Origin of the sequence: Oxalobacter vibrioformis (assembly GCF_027118995.1) — a bacterium.
Lineage (GTDB): Bacteria > Pseudomonadota > Gammaproteobacteria > Burkholderiales > Burkholderiaceae_D > Oxalobacter > Oxalobacter vibrioformis.
Map to the genome: position 1 here is coordinate 1,217,874 of NZ_CP098242.1, position 15,624 is coordinate 1,233,497.

General features: G+C 52.2%; 14 protein-coding genes. 5 read left to right on the top strand and 9 right to left on the bottom strand.

Going from position 1 to position 15,624, the window contains the following annotated elements; all coding sequences use genetic code 11:
- The first annotated feature begins 96 nt into the window (after nucleotides 1-96).
- Entirely contained in the window at nucleotides 97-810 is a 714-nt protein-coding gene (queC, locus tag NB640_RS06015) for a 7-cyano-7-deazaguanine synthase QueC (RefSeq protein ID WP_269310293.1), read from the top strand.
- A gap of 81 nt (nucleotides 811-891) precedes the next feature.
- On the opposite strand, the gene NB640_RS06020 is transcribed toward queC, so the two are convergent.
- From NB640_RS06020 to NB640_RS06050, 7 genes are all read right to left on the bottom strand, one after another.
- Complete coding sequence (locus tag NB640_RS06020) at nucleotides 892-3,288, bottom strand: phosphoketolase family protein (protein WP_269310294.1); 2,397 nt, start codon at nucleotides 3,286-3,288, stop codon at nucleotides 892-894.
- A 307-nt stretch (nucleotides 3,289-3,595) separates the two neighbouring features.
- Nucleotides 3,596-4,954 carry a bifunctional UDP-N-acetylglucosamine diphosphorylase/glucosamine-1-phosphate N-acetyltransferase GlmU gene (gene glmU, locus NB640_RS06025; protein ID WP_269310295.1) on the bottom strand — a complete coding sequence of 453 codons (1,359 nt, stop codon included), beginning with the start codon at nucleotides 4,952-4,954 and terminating at the stop codon, nucleotides 3,596-3,598.
- 74 nt (nucleotides 4,955-5,028) lie between these two features.
- On the bottom strand, nucleotides 5,029-5,517 hold the full coding sequence (locus NB640_RS06030; protein WP_269310296.1) for an asparaginase domain-containing protein: 489 nt from the start codon (nucleotides 5,515-5,517) through the stop codon (nucleotides 5,029-5,031).
- A gap of 23 nt (nucleotides 5,518-5,540) precedes the next feature.
- Nucleotides 5,541-6,269, bottom strand: coding sequence for an L-asparaginase (locus NB640_RS06035; protein WP_269310297.1), 729 nt, complete (start codon nucleotides 6,267-6,269; stop codon nucleotides 5,541-5,543).
- 56 nt (nucleotides 6,270-6,325) lie between these two features.
- Nucleotides 6,326-7,225, bottom strand: a complete 900-nt coding sequence (gene ylqF / locus NB640_RS06040; RefSeq protein WP_408637958.1) for a ribosome biogenesis GTPase YlqF — start codon at nucleotides 7,223-7,225, stop codon at nucleotides 6,326-6,328.
- A 32-nt stretch (nucleotides 7,226-7,257) separates the two neighbouring features.
- On the bottom strand, nucleotides 7,258-8,190 hold the full coding sequence (locus tag NB640_RS06045; RefSeq protein ID WP_269310299.1) for a histone deacetylase family protein: 933 nt from the start codon (nucleotides 8,188-8,190) through the stop codon (nucleotides 7,258-7,260).
- Between the two features lie 15 nt (nucleotides 8,191-8,205).
- On the bottom strand, nucleotides 8,206-9,138 hold the full coding sequence (locus NB640_RS06050; RefSeq protein ID WP_269310300.1) for a histone deacetylase family protein: 933 nt from the start codon (nucleotides 9,136-9,138) through the stop codon (nucleotides 8,206-8,208).
- Between the two features lie 151 nt (nucleotides 9,139-9,289).
- On the opposite strand from NB640_RS06050, the gene mltB reads away from it, so the two are divergent.
- Nucleotides 9,290-10,423: a lytic murein transglycosylase B gene (gene mltB / locus NB640_RS06055; RefSeq protein WP_269310301.1), complete on the top strand. Its 1,134-nt coding sequence runs from the start codon at nucleotides 9,290-9,292 to the stop codon at nucleotides 10,421-10,423.
- Between the two features lie 299 nt (nucleotides 10,424-10,722).
- On the top strand, nucleotides 10,723-11,058 hold the full coding sequence (locus NB640_RS06060) for a hypothetical protein (RefSeq protein ID WP_269310302.1): 336 nt from the start codon (nucleotides 10,723-10,725) through the stop codon (nucleotides 11,056-11,058).
- Nucleotides 11,059-11,122: 64 nt separating this feature from the next.
- Here the strand turns inward: NB640_RS06060 and NB640_RS06065 are convergent, their stop codons facing one another.
- Nucleotides 11,123-12,349, bottom strand: a complete 1,227-nt coding sequence (locus tag NB640_RS06065; RefSeq protein ID WP_269310303.1) for an acetylornithine/succinyldiaminopimelate transaminase — start codon at nucleotides 12,347-12,349, stop codon at nucleotides 11,123-11,125.
- Nucleotides 12,350-12,618: 269 nt separating this feature from the next.
- On the opposite strand from NB640_RS06065, the gene mnmE reads away from it, so the two are divergent.
- A complete protein-coding gene (mnmE, locus tag NB640_RS06070; RefSeq protein WP_269310304.1) occupies nucleotides 12,619-14,007 on the top strand; it encodes a tRNA uridine-5-carboxymethylaminomethyl(34) synthesis GTPase MnmE in 1,389 nt (462 codons plus the stop codon).
- A gap of 29 nt (nucleotides 14,008-14,036) precedes the next feature.
- On the opposite strand, the gene sugE is transcribed toward mnmE, so the two are convergent.
- Nucleotides 14,037-14,357: a quaternary ammonium compound efflux SMR transporter SugE gene (gene sugE, locus NB640_RS06075; protein ID WP_269310305.1), complete on the bottom strand. Its 321-nt coding sequence runs from the start codon at nucleotides 14,355-14,357 to the stop codon at nucleotides 14,037-14,039.
- Nucleotides 14,358-14,491: 134 nt separating this feature from the next.
- Between sugE and ribBA the strand changes: the two genes are divergently transcribed.
- Entirely contained in the window at nucleotides 14,492-15,607 is a 1,116-nt protein-coding gene (gene ribBA, locus NB640_RS06080) for a bifunctional 3,4-dihydroxy-2-butanone-4-phosphate synthase/GTP cyclohydrolase II (RefSeq protein ID WP_269310306.1), read from the top strand.
- Nucleotides 15,608-15,624 lie beyond the last annotated feature (17 nt).

Here is a 15,624-nt window from a genome sequence, read left to right on the forward strand (position 1 = left end):
TACGATAATCACCAAGCTGTCATTATTGCTCAGTCCGCATTTCTGTGAAATCGAAATCCGGACTGTTTCTGCTTTTTCACAAAAAACCGGCACATTATGTCATCTCTCAATCACGCGCTTGTTCTGTTCAGCGGGGGACAGGACTCCACAACCTGCCTGGCCTGGGCCCTTGCCCACTATACACATGTAGAAACCATCGGATTTGATTACGGGCAGCGGCACCACATCGAACTCGCCATGCGTCCAACCATTCTCTCCAGGCTGCGCACCCTTTCGGATGACTGGAATAACCGGCTAGGGATGGATCATGTCATCGATCTCTCGCTGATTGCCAGTCTCTCGGATACCGCCATGACAACAGAAACGGAAATCCGATTTATGGAAAACGGGCTGCCCAATACCTTTGTTCCGGGACGCAACCTGCTTTTCATGATGGTCGCAGCCACACTGGGCTACCGCCGTAATCTGGACATCCTCGTGGGCGGCATGTGTGAAACCGATTCATCAGGATATCCGGATTGCCGGGATGACACCATGAAAGCACTGCAATTGACCCTGAATCTGGGCATGGCAGGACAATTTCGCGTGGAAACCCCGCTGATGTGGAAAGACAAGGCCCAGACATGGCAACTGGCCAAAAATATCGGTGGCACGGCCCTTGTTGACCTGATCCGTGAAGAAACCCACACCTGCTACCTGGGTGAACGCGGCACATTGCACGACTGGGGACATGGTTGCGGAGCGTGCCCAGCCTGTGAACTGCGCAAAAGAGGTTATCGCATTTTCTCCGGTAATCCCGCCTCTGGTTGAAACAGGCGCTTTTCCAGTAAAAACGCGCACTTCCTGAAAGGAAAGTGCGCGTTTGTTTGTTAATGACGAAAAACAGAACAATCAGTCGTCAGTCCATTTCCAGTCACGAATCTCCGGCATATCCTCACCATACTGATGGACATATGCCTTATGCTCTAAAAGCCTGTCACGCAGGTACTGCTTGGTATAAGCCGTCCGTCCCGCAAGTTGTGGCAGCCGGTCGATCGTATCGCCCACCAGGTGGAAACGATCCAGGTCATTTAACACCACCATGTCAAACGGTGTGGTGGTGGTACCTTCTTCCTTGTAACCGCGAACATGCAGATTCTTGTGGTTGGTCCGGCGGTAGGTCAGGCGGTGGATCAGCCAGGGATAGCCATGGTAGGCAAAGATAATCGGCTTGTCCGTCGTAAAGAGCGAATCAAAATCCTTGTCCGGCATGCCATTGGGATGCTCATTTGAAGGCTGCAACACCATCAGGTTAACAACGTTAACCACACGAATCTTCAACTCAGGGAATTGCTCGCGCAGAATCTTCACGGCCGCCAACGTTTCCATTGTCGGAATATCCCCACAGCAGGCCATGACCACATCAGGCTCACCGCCTTTGTCATTACTGGCCCACTCCCATATACCTGCCCCGGCGGTGCAATGCTTGATGGCATCGTCCATGTTCAGGTACTGCAATGCCGGCTGTTTACCTGCCACAATCACATTAATGCGATGGCGGCTGCGCAGACAGTGATCCGTCACTGACAGGAGGGTATTGGCATCCGGTGGCAGATAGACACGGGTAATGTCCGCCTTCTTGTTCATCACGATATCCATGAAACCCGGATTCTGGTGGCTCAACCCATTGTGATCCTGGCGCCATACGTGTGATGTCAGCAGGTAGTTAAGCGAAGCAACCGGACGACGCCACGGAATATGGCGAGTCACCTCCAGCCATTTCGCATGCTGGTTGAACATGGAATCAATGATATGGATAAAGGCTTCATAACAGGAAAAGAAACCATGACGCCCTGTCAGGATATAGCCCTCCAGCCAGCCCTCGCACTGATGCTCGGAAAGCATCTCCATGATGCGGCCATTATGTGAAATCTGGTAATCATCCGGCTTGATATCCGCTACCAGGCAGCGATCGGTTACTTCAAATACCGCGCCCCAGCGATTGGATTCGGTTTCATCCGGGCTGAATACACGGAAATTTCTGGCTTCCTCATTCAGTGTGATGACGTCACGGATCATGCGTCCCTGGATACGGGTCGCTTCGGCAACGGTTGCACCCGGATGGGGAACATCCACCGCATAATCCCGGAAATCCGGCATGCGCAGATCACGCAACAGGATACCGCCATTGGCATGGGGATTGGCGCCCATCCGGCGAATGCCTTTTGGCGCAAGCGCCTCAAGTTCGGGCAGGAAGCGGCCATCCTCATCAAAGAGTTCTTCCGGCTTGTAGCTTCTCATCCACTCTTCCAGGATTTTCAGGTGATCCAGATTGGTCTTGGTCTCGGATACCGGCACCTGATGTGAGCGGAATGAGCCTTCATACTTCAGCCCGTCAATCACTTTCGGGCCGGTCCATCCCTTCGGCGTACGCATGACGATCATCGGCCAGACCGGGCGCTCTTTAAGACCATTGGCGCGGGCATCTGCCTGGATAGCCTTGATCTCGGCAATTGCCCTGTCCATGACAGCCGCCATCTGCTGATGCAGGGCCATGGTGTCACCATTCACCGAATCATAATCGACATAATAAGGCTTGTACCCGTATCCCCTGAACAGCATATCCAGCTCGTTATGCGGAATACGCGCCAGGACGGTTGGGCCTGCAATTTTCCCGTCATTCAAGTGAAGAATCGGCAACACCGCGCCATCATATTCGGGATTGAGAAATTTATTGGAGTGCCAGCTGGTTGCCAGCGGGCCGGTTTCCGCCTCACCGTCACCGACAACACAGGTGACAATCAGGTCAGGGTTATCAAAGGCCGCACCAAACGCATGCGACAGGCAGTAACCCAGCTCACCCCCTTCATTGATGGAACCCGGTGTTTCCGACGCCACATGGCTTGGTACACCGCCGGGGAAGGAGAATTGTGTAAACAGCTTTTTCATTCCCTGTTCGTCCTGCGAAACATTGGGATAAAACTCGCTGTAACTGCCCTCAAGATAAGTGTGTGCGACAAGGCTTGGACCACCATGACCCGGTCCTGTAACATAAATCATGTCCAGATCGTGATTGTTGATCACCCGGTTTAAGTGGACATAAACAAAATTCAGGCCCGGTGAGGTACCCCAGTGACCCAGAAGCCTGGGTTTGACATGTTCCGGAGCCAGAGGAACGCGCAAAAGCGGGTTGTCGTAAAGATAAATCTGGCCGACTGACAGATAATTGGATGCACGGAAGTACGCATCCATTTTTTGCAGCAGATCCGGAGACAGTGGTTTGGCATTCTGATCAATTTCCGCATTCATACCCATAGTTTCCTTTCGTTCCTGGTGCCTGGTCTCCTGCATGCAACATTAAAACCAAAACAGCAATGTTCAGGCAATGGTGAATCGATGTCTCTTCGTATTGACAGACTGTAAACACAACGAAGTCATGCTTAGTGAATTAATACTACACACTGGGATGTGATAAAGCAATGATAAAAATTGCCTCAAAGCATGAAAAGCCGGATAAAAAATGATTTCTCCCGTACTTCGTTTAGACGACAGCCAAACAGCATCATGTCACAGGCAGGAATCCGTTCCCTGCGGCGGGTCAAGAAGGCATGAAATTTCAGGTTTTTGGTTTGGCCGGACGCTTCCAGTCTGAAATAAATGTCTGTTTGCTGCGGGATACAGTCAATGAGTGTGGCGGCGCATCTTTTGTCAGGGTGGTACCTGCCCCCACCGTTGCACCGGCCCCTACCCTCACCGGCGCGACCAGTTCACAATTGGTGCCGATAAAGGCATCATCCTCAATAACGGTTTCATGCTTGTTGGCACCATCATAATTGCAGGTAATGGTGCCTGCGCCAATATTGACACGGCTGCCAACCGTCGAATCCCCGACATAGGCCAGATGGCTGGCCTTGCTTTGGGCCGCAACACGGCTGTTCTTGATCTCGACAAAATTGCCGATATGGACTTCTTCGCCAAGATCCGCGCCCGGACGAAGGCGGGCATAAGGTCCGATAATGGAGTCCGCACCGATAACGGCTCCATCAATATGACAGAATGGGCGAATCTCCACGCCATCATTAATCGCAGACTCCCGGACATAGCAATTCGGACCGATGGAAACATTCTCACCCAGCACCACATTACCTTCAAAAACACAATTGACATCAATGAAGACATCCCGGCCACACTGCAGTGAGCCACGCACATCCAGACGCGAAGGATCTGCCAGCGTCACGCCCTGTTCCATGAGGGCGTCAGCCACATTGCGCTGATGTATCCGCTCCAGTTCGGCAAGCTGTTTTTTGTTGTTGATCCCCAGAATTTCCCATACATGGTCAGGCTGGGCCGACATGACAGGCACGCCTTCTGCCACGGCTGCCGCCACGATATCCGTCAGGTAATATTCCTTCTGCGCATTGTCATTGGGAAGCGCGGCCAGCCATGCTTTCAGCTTTCCCGTCGGCACGATCATGATACCGGCATTGATTTCGCTGATTTTCAGCTCCGCCTCATTGGCATCTTTTTGCTCGACAATACGGGTAATTGCCCCGTTTTCCCGCACGATCCGGCCAAGCCCCGTCGGGTCCGGCAGATCGACTGTCAGAATCGCAAACCGGTCAGCTCCCGCTTCTGCCACCAGTTTTCTGAGTGTTGTCGCCGTAATCAGCGGCACATCCCCATAAAGAATCAGTGTTGGCTGTGATTCATCCAGATGAGGCAGCGCCTGCATTACCGCATGTCCCGTTCCCAATTGAGGCTCCTGCAAGGCAAAGTTAAGATCAGATGCCGGAAAAGCCTTGATCACCGCATCGCCGCCATGCCCGTAGACCACATTGATGCTTAAAGGAGAAAGAAGACGAGCCGTATCAATAACATGGCCTAAAAGCGGCTTGCCGGCCAGTTGGTGAAGCACCTTTGGCAGGCTGGAATGCATGCGTTTGCCCATACCTGCTGCGAGAATAACGACGTTCATAGGAATACCGTGAAATAAAATCAATAAAATGCCATTCTGTAAAAAGCGGGTAATACTCCGCTCAAACGAAAGACTCAGCTGTCTGTTTCGAAAACCCCTCTGGCACGGTCTTTTCTGACATCGTCCCACCTGAATAACCGGCCATTCATGGCGATATAGACATCCGGCTCAAGCAACCGGACCACACCAAAGGCATAGCCGAGATTGAAAAACGCATCGGACCCGGAAACGGCATAAGGAATCATGGCCCCAGTCAGCACGATTGTTTTTTCCAGTGATGCAAGGGCCAGCACCAGCGCGGTTTCCTGCATGGTGTCTGTTCCGTGGATAATCAGAATCCTGTCTTCCGGGGCCTGCTGGCAGGCATGAAGCACACGCTCCCGATCCGTATCGGTCATATCCAGCGAATCAAGGAGCGGCAGGGCTTCAAAAACAAAAGGCGCATGAACACGCCCCTGTTCCAGCATCTGCGGGACCTGGCTTTTCTCAAAGCCCAGTGTCCCGTCAATGGGATTGTATTGCTTGTCAAAGGTACCACCGGTGGCAATGATACGTACAGCCATAGAGAACCTTTCGTCAGCAGGCGTTAAACAAGAAAGAAATGCTGGCCGGAAAAACTCGCTTTCTGGAACAGCCTTTTCCAGCCGGGGGGCCAGGGCAATGCCGGCCCAGCATACCCGGGCAGGCTCTGCCTGACAGGATGGACAGGAACCGACTCCGGGAAGATGACGCCGTCACCAGGAATCGCATTGAGGCTATACATATAGCCCGGTAACAGCATATCGCAAACTGCCGCAAACCAGACGGCATGCTCTTCATCCTCTCCCAGCGCCTGGGCCAGTCCTTCTGGGTCAAACCGCGCAAGCGCCTCAATGAGTTCTTCGGTTGTCGCGCCAGGCAGATCCCCCCATCCCATCACCGGATTGAAAATATAGTCTCCCCCGGAGCCATACCAGCCTTCACGCCAGGGACGCTGCACCCAGTTGCGCGTGCCGGTAAATAAATGCCAGCGCCAGTGCATCCCGGAAGGCTGCGGCCAGGAATGGAGATAAAGGCGCTGGTACCCGGCGGTGTGCAACTGTCTGACCATATCCATCAGGCGCGCATGCGGCATGCGGTCCGGCGCTTCCCGGCGAAAAAGGATTGGCTCACCATCGGCATGCTGTACCTCATCCGTTGAGAGATTTAAGTCCAGGCATTTCCGTTCGCTGCCAAAACGGGCGGAGACCCAGCCTGTCAGCAGGTTGACGGCTGTCAGCACACCATAGCCGCGATGGCGATGGAAAATAACAGTGCCTGGCGCAATGGGTTTCATACAATCTCTGAATGAAAAGAAGTTATTTTATCCTGTACCGACACTTTTGTGCCCTTTCAATCCGCAAGGTTCCCGGAGAGTGCCTTTTGTTCCCGCGCACTCCTCTCTTTTTCCTGTTCTGCGTCAAATGCGGTCATCATGGCGTTTCTGGTTTCCGGTGACTCCAGGCTGATGCGCCCCAGCGCCCCGCTGCGATAGTCATTCAGTAAAACGTGGGATGCTTTTTCCACATCCGCATCCCCGCCTTTCACCCGAAAACCCCTTCTTTTCGCGACGCCTTCAACCACATCAAAACCATCCGCTCCCGCGGTTTCCATCCCGTAACGTGCCGCCAGCAATGCCGGATAACGGGCCAGCAATATCTCTGCCAGAAAAACCGCCACTTCCTCCTCAATCAGGGCATTGACACCAACCGCATGGCTGGCTGCCAGCATCAGCCCATCACTGGGATAATGGATTTTCGGCCAAAGCATCCCCGGCGTATCGATCAGGATCATCCCCTTGTTCAAATACAGGCGCTGCTGGGACTTTGTAACCGCAGGCACATCGCCCACAGCAGCGACCCTGCGTTTCAGCAGCATGTTCATCAGGGTGGATTTGCCCACATTCGGAATCCCCATGATCATCATGCGAAGCGGCTTGGATGCCTCCCCCCGGTTTGGCACAATTTCCTGGCAAAGCGCAGGGATTCTTGCAACCTCTGCCGGATTTTTCGTACTGATTGCCACGGCATGGGTCTGGTTTTCTTTTTCAAAAAAAGCAATCCACTCCTTCGTGACGGCGGGATCAGCAAGATCGCTCTTATTCAGGATTTTCAGAGACGGGCGCTGCCGGAAAAGGCGCAGCTCTTCCACCATCGGGTTACAGCTTGCCCTGGGAATACGGGCATCCAGCACCTCGATTACCAGGTCGGTTGTTTTCATGGTTTCCGCCGCTTTTTTGCGAGCGGCGTTCATGTGCCCGGGAAACCATTGTATCGATGACATGGTTATCCCCGTTCCAGTCCGGCCAGCGTCCGGATATGAGCAACGGCACTGGCTGCCAGCGCCTCCAGATTGTAGCCCCCTTCCATGAAGCTGACGATACGTCCTTTTGCATGTTCATTGGCCACATCCATGATCTGCCGGGTAATCCAGGCATAATCATCTTCAACCAGTTGCATCCCGCCCAGCGGATCATCTTTGTGCGCATCAAAACCCGCAGAAATAAAGATCATCTCCGGACGGTGCTCGTGCAGGGCGGGCAACCACTTGTCCGTCACCACCTGCCGGATCACCGTGCCATCGGTTCCTGACGGCACCCCCACATTGACCATATGCTTGCGCTGGCGTTCATTGCCGGAAAAAGGATAAAGGTATTCCTGGTAATAGCTCACCATCATCACCCGCGGCTCATGGGCAAAAATGGCTTCTGTCCCATTACCATGATGCACATCCGTATCGACGATGGCGACACGTTCAAGGCCATGCACCTTGATTGCCCGCATTGCCGCAACGGCAACATTATTAAAAACACAAAATCCCATGGCTTCGCTGGCAGTGGAATGATGCCCTATCGGCCGCACCAGACAAAACGCATTATCGATTTCTCCCTTCAGCACCGCATCAGTTGCCGCTACTGCCGCGCCCGTGGAGCGTAAGGCGGCCTTCCAGCTGTAGGCATTTAACAACGTGCCGCTCAAGGGATAATATTCTCCCTCTTCCGGGATGTTGTCCCTGGCGTCCGAAATCATATCCGCCACATGCGCCCTGGCTATATCTTCCACAGCAGCTTCTGGCGCTTCCCTGAAATCAAGATACTGCACTGTTCCGCTGGAAACCAGCATATCCTGGATAGCATGGATTCTGGCCGGCTTTTCCGGATGGTATTCGCCCATTTCATGTTTGAGGCAAAGTGGATGCGTGTATAAGGCTGTTGTCATAAAGTGACTCCCAAATCAATCAAGTCCGGCAAGGGTGCGGATATGCGCCACGGCACTTCTGGCCAGTGCCGTGCGGCTGTATCCCCCTTCAAGAAAACTGACAAGGCGGCCGCGGGCATACTGTTTCGCCACCGCCATAATCTGTTGCGTCAACCAGATATAATCGGCTTCCACCAGCCTCATGCCACCAACCGAATCATCCTTATGCGCATCAAAACCCGCAGAGATAAAAAGCATTTCCGGTGCGAAATCATGCAATGCCGGCAGCCATTTTGCCAGGACCAGATCCCGCACGGCATCTCCTTCAGTTCCTGACGGCACCGGAATATTCACCATATTCGGCAGCGTCTTATCAGTGCGGGTATAAGGATAAAACGGGCTCTGGAAAAAACTGGTCATCATGACCCGCGGCTCTTTCGAAAAAGCTTCTTCCGTGCCGTTGCCATGGTGCACATCAAAATCCACAATCGCAACTTTTTTCAGCCCGCACACATCAATGGCATATCTTGCCGCAATCGCCACATTATTGAAAACACAAAACCCCATCGGGGTGTGCAGCCTAGCATGATGTCCTATCGGTCGCACAAGACAGAAGGCGTTGCTGATTTCTTCCTCAATCACCGCGCGGGTTGCAGCAACAGCCGCGCCGGCAGCCCTTAAGGCAGCCTGCCACGAATACCGGTTTAACAGTGTATCAGCATCGACGGAAAAATACTGCCCGGGTATTTTTGGATGATAATCCTTCACCAGATTGATCGATGTGGGGGAATGCACCCGCGCAATATCACTCACATCAGCCAGAGGCGCTTCCCTGAAAAGCAAAAAACGGTCGGTTCCGCTTTCTGCGAGCCGTTCCTCAATGACCTCAATACGCGCAGGACTTTCGGGATGATAAGCACCCATTTCATGTTTTTTACAGTCAGGGTGGGTGTAAATAGCCGTTGTCATAACCAGAATATCTGCCGTCCTGTCGAACCATGCCTGAAATGCAGACAGTTTAGCGGAAATTGGTTGCCATGACTGTGTTACCTGTCATGGCAACAACAAAGATCGATTCTTTTTAGGCTATACTCAAGTCCCCGGACGGAAAATCAACAGCATGAAACACTCATCCTGCTTTTCTTTTTTACACTGCGCGCCCAGACGCGCAATTTTATTTCTGGGCTGCCTTTTACTGGCAATACCGGTACTGGCCGATACCGTTCCTGCCCGCACCCTTACCTTGTCATGCCATCCCCCCAAAACCGTGGACGCGAAAAAGTACAGGAACAGCGAAGCATTCAATCAGGCACTTGCCGCATTTTCAGCCGAAATGGCGAGCAATCACGGATTTGATCAGCAGGATCTGGACTGCATCCTGAACCAGGCCCGGCATAACCCCACCGTCATTCGTCGGGTCAAGCCCTTTCCGGCAGGCACGCCGAAAAACTGGCAGGTTTATCGTGCCCGTTTTATTGAGTCCGTCCGCATTACCGCCGGTGCGAAATTCTGGGCCCGGCATAAAAACGCACTGGAAAAGGCAGAGAAAATTTATGGTGTTCCTCCTGAAATTGTCGTCGGCATTATCGGCATAGAAACCACCTATGGTAAAAACAAGGGCAATTTCCGTATCATTGACGCCCTGGCAACACTTGCCTTTGATTATCCCGAACACCCGAAACGGGACGCCCGTCTTGCACTTTTCAGAAATGAGCTTGAAAGCACACTGCTGCTTTCTTCCGAACGGGGAATCGATCCGATGTCCCTGAAAGGCTCTTATGCCGGTGCGATAGGCTGGCCTCAATTTTTGCCCTCCAGCATCCGGAAATATGCCGTTGATTTTGATGGCGACGGTAAAATTGATCTGCGACATTCGCCGGTTGACGCCATTGGCAGTGTCGCCAATTTCCTGGCACAGCATGGCTGGAAAAAAGGAGAGCCGGTTGTTTTTCCTGCTGAACTGCAAGCTGACTGCCCCCGCTCACCTGACACTGCACTCAATCAAGGGCTGGCCGCCAGGCTTACACTCAATGACCTGCGTGATGTCTGCGTAACGCCAAAATCCGCCCTGCCCGAGAATGTGCTGTGGGGTCTGGTTGATCTTCAAAATGGCTTCGATGCGACAGAGTACTGGCTTGGCACAGACAATTTCTTTGCCATCACCCATTACAACCGCAGCTATTTTTATGCCATGTCGGTCATCGATCTGGGACAGGCTGTCAGAGCCTTCAGGGAACAAAACAGAATAAAATAAAACTTTGCCAATATATCAGATGCAATTTGTTGCCTAAAAAATATACAATTATTGACAATAAATGATTTAAAATATTTCAGTCAGGTAATATTTTTTTAAAATAACCCTATTTAAACAAAATATCCTGACATACTACTTGGCTGCGGCCAATACAGACGGGGATCAGGGCCCGACAGACAGACCTGACAGCTCTCGGCCATACAACCGTAGTGGTCATTTTGTAACACTTCCCTGCTGTATTTTTGTCAGCCGGAAACACAGCAAAGAAGTTTGATTTTTATTTACGGGACCCAAGAAACATGACAACTAGAGGAAAAAAGAAGGCAAGCAAAAAAGAGGATGATAACCTTGAGCAGCGCCAATATGATCCTAACCACCTGTTGGACACACTGATTCAAAAACTGGGGATTAAAAACGATGCCGCCCTTTCGCGCGCGCTGGAAGTCGCCCCGCCGGTCATCAGCAAAATCCGCCACAACCGCCTGCCGGTCGGTGCCTCTTTACTGATCCGCATGCATGAAGTCAGCGAAATGAGTATCCGCGAGCTCCGCCAGTTGATGGGCGACCGAAGGGCCAAATTCCGGATCAGTGACAAACAATTCAAACCCAAATCCCCGGCAGAAGAAAAGAAATAAGCTTTTTTCAAGGCGCAACAAAAAAACTATGCACAAAATGCATGGTTTTTTTGTTGTCCTGCTCTTATCCTGCCGTCTTTATCCATTCATCAACACTTTGCCTTAGCAAAGCATCTGCCCGGCGGATATGCTCATCCGTAATAATCAGCGGAGGAACCAGGCGGATCACATCCAGACCCGCAAGCAACAAAAGCAACCCGTTCTTTTCCGCCATAGCCGTAATTTCCTTTGCACGGCCCAGGCACGCATCCGACATCACCAGCCCCAGCATCAATCCCTTTCCTCTCACCTTGCCAAACACCTGGGGATAAGCGGCAACAACGCCTTCCAGCATCTTTTTCAGTTGCTCTCCGGCAGAGACAACACGCGAAAGAAAATCGGGTGTATTGATGATTTTCATCACTTCACATGCCACTGATGCCGCAAGCGGATTACCGCCGTATGTCGTCCCGTGCACACCCACGGTAAAAGCCGCGGCAATTTCATTTGTCGTCAGCATGGCACCAATGGGAAAACCATTTCCCAGCGCTTTGGCCGACGTCATGATATCGGGCACAACATCATAGTCCATGTAAGCAAAGAGCTTGCCTGTTCTCCCCATGCCCGACTGGATTTCGTCATAGATAAGCAGCGCATTGTGCCTGTCACACAGTTCGCGAAGCGTCTGGAGAAACGCTGTTGTTGCAGGCATGACTCCGCCTTCACCCTGCACCGGCTCAACAATGACGGCACAGACATCATCATCCATCACGGCGTGCGCTGCGTCGATATCGTTATAGGGAATATGCTCAATCATCCCCGGAAGCGGGCCGAAACCTTCGGAGTACTTGGGCTGTCCTCCGACAGATACCGTAAAAAGCGTACGTCCATGAAACGAATTGACAAAGGAAATGATCCGGGCTTTTTGTAGACCGTATTTGTCGTGCGCCCATCTTCTTGCCAGTTTCAGGGCCGCTTCATTGGCTTCGCCGCCGGAATTGCAGAAAAAAGCGCGATCAGCAAATGTCGCTTCTGTCAGGGCTTTCCCCAGTTGTAAAACCGGCTCATTCGTGTAGTAATTGCTGACATGCCACAATGTCTCGGCCTGTTTTTTGATAGTATCAACCAGCACCGGGTGAGCATGTCCCAGGCTGGTAACTGCAATACCTGCCGTCAAGTCCAGGTATTCTTTTCCCTGCTGGTCCCACAAATTCAGTCCTGCACCCCGGACAGGAATAAATGCACTGGGAGCGTATGTTGGTACGATAACCTCATCAAATGTGTGCCGCGTGACGGCATAATTTTTTTCCACTGAACGGACTCCTTTATTTCATCCTGCCCGGTAAAAATCATCAGCAGCATGATTTTCCGGTAAAAAACAAAAAAGCGGCATGGCCACTGTTTTGCTAATCATACCCCTCTTGAGATGATTTCCGCACGATTTTTGCCGAAAGAACCAGTAAACCGGTTTTCGGGCCGGGCAAAATGCCATGTATACTTCTTACTTTATGTCTCTCACTGGTTAATTCCAGAAGAGAATTTTATCCCTAACATCCGATTTCATTCATCAGCATAAAAAATATGGATTCCTCCCCGATTATTGCCATCGCAACAGCGCCGGGTCGCGGCGGTGTTGGTATCATCCGTATTTCCGGAAAAGACCTTTCACCTGTCATGCAAAAACTGTTTGGCGCACTGTCGCCATCGGTTCTCCCGCTTACGCCGCGTCATGCCTACTATCTGCCTTTTTCCGACCATGAAAACAACCTGATCGACAAGGGTATCGTCCTGTACTTCAAGGCACCACACTCCTATACCGGAGAAGAGGTTCTCGAACTGCAGGGGCACGGTGGTCCGATTGTCCTGCAAATGCTGCAGGAACGCTGCCTGGAAGCCGGAAAAACTATCGGTTTGAGACTGGCCGAGCCGGGCGAGTTTACTCGCCGGGCATTCATGAATGACAAGCTGGACCTGGCACAGGCAGAAGCGGTGGCTGACCTGATTGAGGCAACAACAGAGGCTGCGGCCCGATCCGCATCCCGTTCCCTTTCGGGTGTCTTCTCCAGAGAAATTCATGAACTGGTTGACCAGATTGTCCAGTTGCGGGCGCTGGTGGAATCCAGCCTGGACTTTCCTGAAGAAGATATTGAGTTTGTCCAGAAAGCGAATGCCAGCGGCAGACTGGCATCCATTCGCGAACTGCTTGAAAACATTTTTGTTCAGGCGGCACAGGGAGCGCTTTTACGGGAAGGACTTCATGTCGTGCTTGCCGGACAGGTCAATGTCGGGAAATCATCCCTGTTAAACAAACTGGCGGGCAATAATGTTGCCATTGTCACCCCTATTGCCGGCACCACCCGTGACAAGGTGGTGGAAACCATACAGATTAATGGCGTGCCCATCACCCTCATCGATACCGCCGGGCTCAGGACCGACCAGGATACCAGTGATGAGGTGGAAAAAATCGGTATTGAACGCGCCTGGGGAGAAATCAGCCGGGCAGACATCATCCTGCATCTCCTGGACGCCAGTCAGGGTCCCACACGCAACGATGAAAAAGTGGCCGCAGAATTCCCGGACGGCATACCTGTCATCCAGGTCTGGAACAAGATTGACCTTTCCGGTCACCGTCCTTCGGTTGATCATATTCTGGACACAACCCAGGTTTATCTTTCCACGCATGACGGCAGCGGGATCGACCTGCTGCGCGATGAACTGCTGCGCATAGCCGGTTGGCACCAGACGGGCGAATCCAACTATCTGGCCAGGGAACGCCACCTGGTTGCCATGAAAGTCGCCGGAGAGCATCTGGCCATTGCATCACAGCAGATAGCGCAGGAAAAACCGGCACTCGATCTGCTGGCAGAGGAACTGAGGCTGGCCCAGGATGCCTTGAACAGCATCACAGGAAACTTCAGCTCAGACGATCTGCTTGGCGTGATTTTTTCCCGGTTCTGCATCGGCAAATAATTCAACCGCCCTGCCTGTTCAAAGCGGGCTTAATCTGGTGACGCCAGTTTAAGCCCGATAATCCCTGCGACAATCAATCCCATGCTGATGATCCTGGGCAGATTGATTGGATCACCAAAAAGATAAACTCCCAGGATCACCGTACCGACAGCGCCCACCCCGACCCATACAGCATAAGCGGTCCCAACGGGGAGGTTTTTCATGGCAAGGCCAAGCAAAACCACGCTGATCAGCATCGAAACCGCCGTCCATACGCTGGGCCATATCCGGGTAAATCCTTCGCTGTATTTCAATCCGATGGCCCATCCCATTTCAAAGAGACCGGCAAGAAACAATATTAACCAGGACATCGCGTTACCTTGAGCAAAAATAAGCAGTATAGGCAAATCCGGAAAAAGACAAAACCATTGCTGCCAACGTATCTTATCCTTTCCACGCCTGAGGTCATATTCATTTAGAATATGAGGTTTCCAGGGATCTGATTATGCCAATCTCCTCTACAGAAGAAATTATTGATGCCTTTCGTACAGGCCAGATGGTGGTTCTTGTCGATGACGAAGACCGCGAAAACGAGGGTGACCTGATTTTAGCCGCAGATTTTGTGACACCGCAAGCGATTAACTTCATGGTGACTCACGCACGCGGCCTGGTCTGCCTGACACTGACAAAAGAACGTTGCCGCCAGCTTGGGCTGGAACTGATGACCCGCGACAATGGCGGCAAATTCAATACCGCTTTTACCCTTTCCATTGAAGCGGCAAAAGGGGTCTCTACCGGTATATCCGCGCACGATCGCGCAAAAACCGTACAGGCGGCGGTTGCACCTGACGCGCATCCGGAAGATATCGTCCAGCCGGGCCATATTTTTCCCATCATGGCCAGGCCAGGCGGTGTGCTGATGCGTGCAGGGCATACGGAAGCCGGATGTGACCTGGCCGAACTGGCCGGCCTTACCCCTGCCAGCGTGATCTGCGAGGTATTAAATGAGGATGGCTCCATGGCACGCCTGCCTGATCTGCTGTTATTTGCGGAAAAACACGGCATTCGTGTCGGGACAATCGCCGACCTTATCCGATATCGCAGCCAGCATGAAAGCATTATTGAAAGAATGGGCGAACGGTCGCTTAACACCCCGTTTGGCACATTCCAGTCTGTGGCCTACCGCGACAAGCCGGGTGGATCGGCCCACCTGGCGCTGTTTCATGGAAAAATCGAGGCTGACAGGGAAACCTTTGTGCGCGTTCATCAACCTGTCTCATTGATTGACCTGATGGAAACCGAAACGATCAGTCACTCCTGGGATATGGTCTCTGCAATGAAGATGCTTGCTACCACTCACGGGGGAGTTATGGTACTGTTAAACTGTGAAGCATCTGCCGAAGATGTATTTTTCCGTTTTAACCAGATCGACACGACAGACATTTCATCCGCCGTACACGCAGGAAGCAACGACTTGCGCACCTATGGTATTGGTGCGCAAATCCTGCGGGATCTGGGTGTCGGGAAGATGCGGCTTTTGGGTAACCCGAGAAAAATGCCATCCATGACCGGATTTAATCTGGATGTAACAGGCTATCTGGAAAAATCAGATGGTCGATAAACCCACCCTCACCGTTG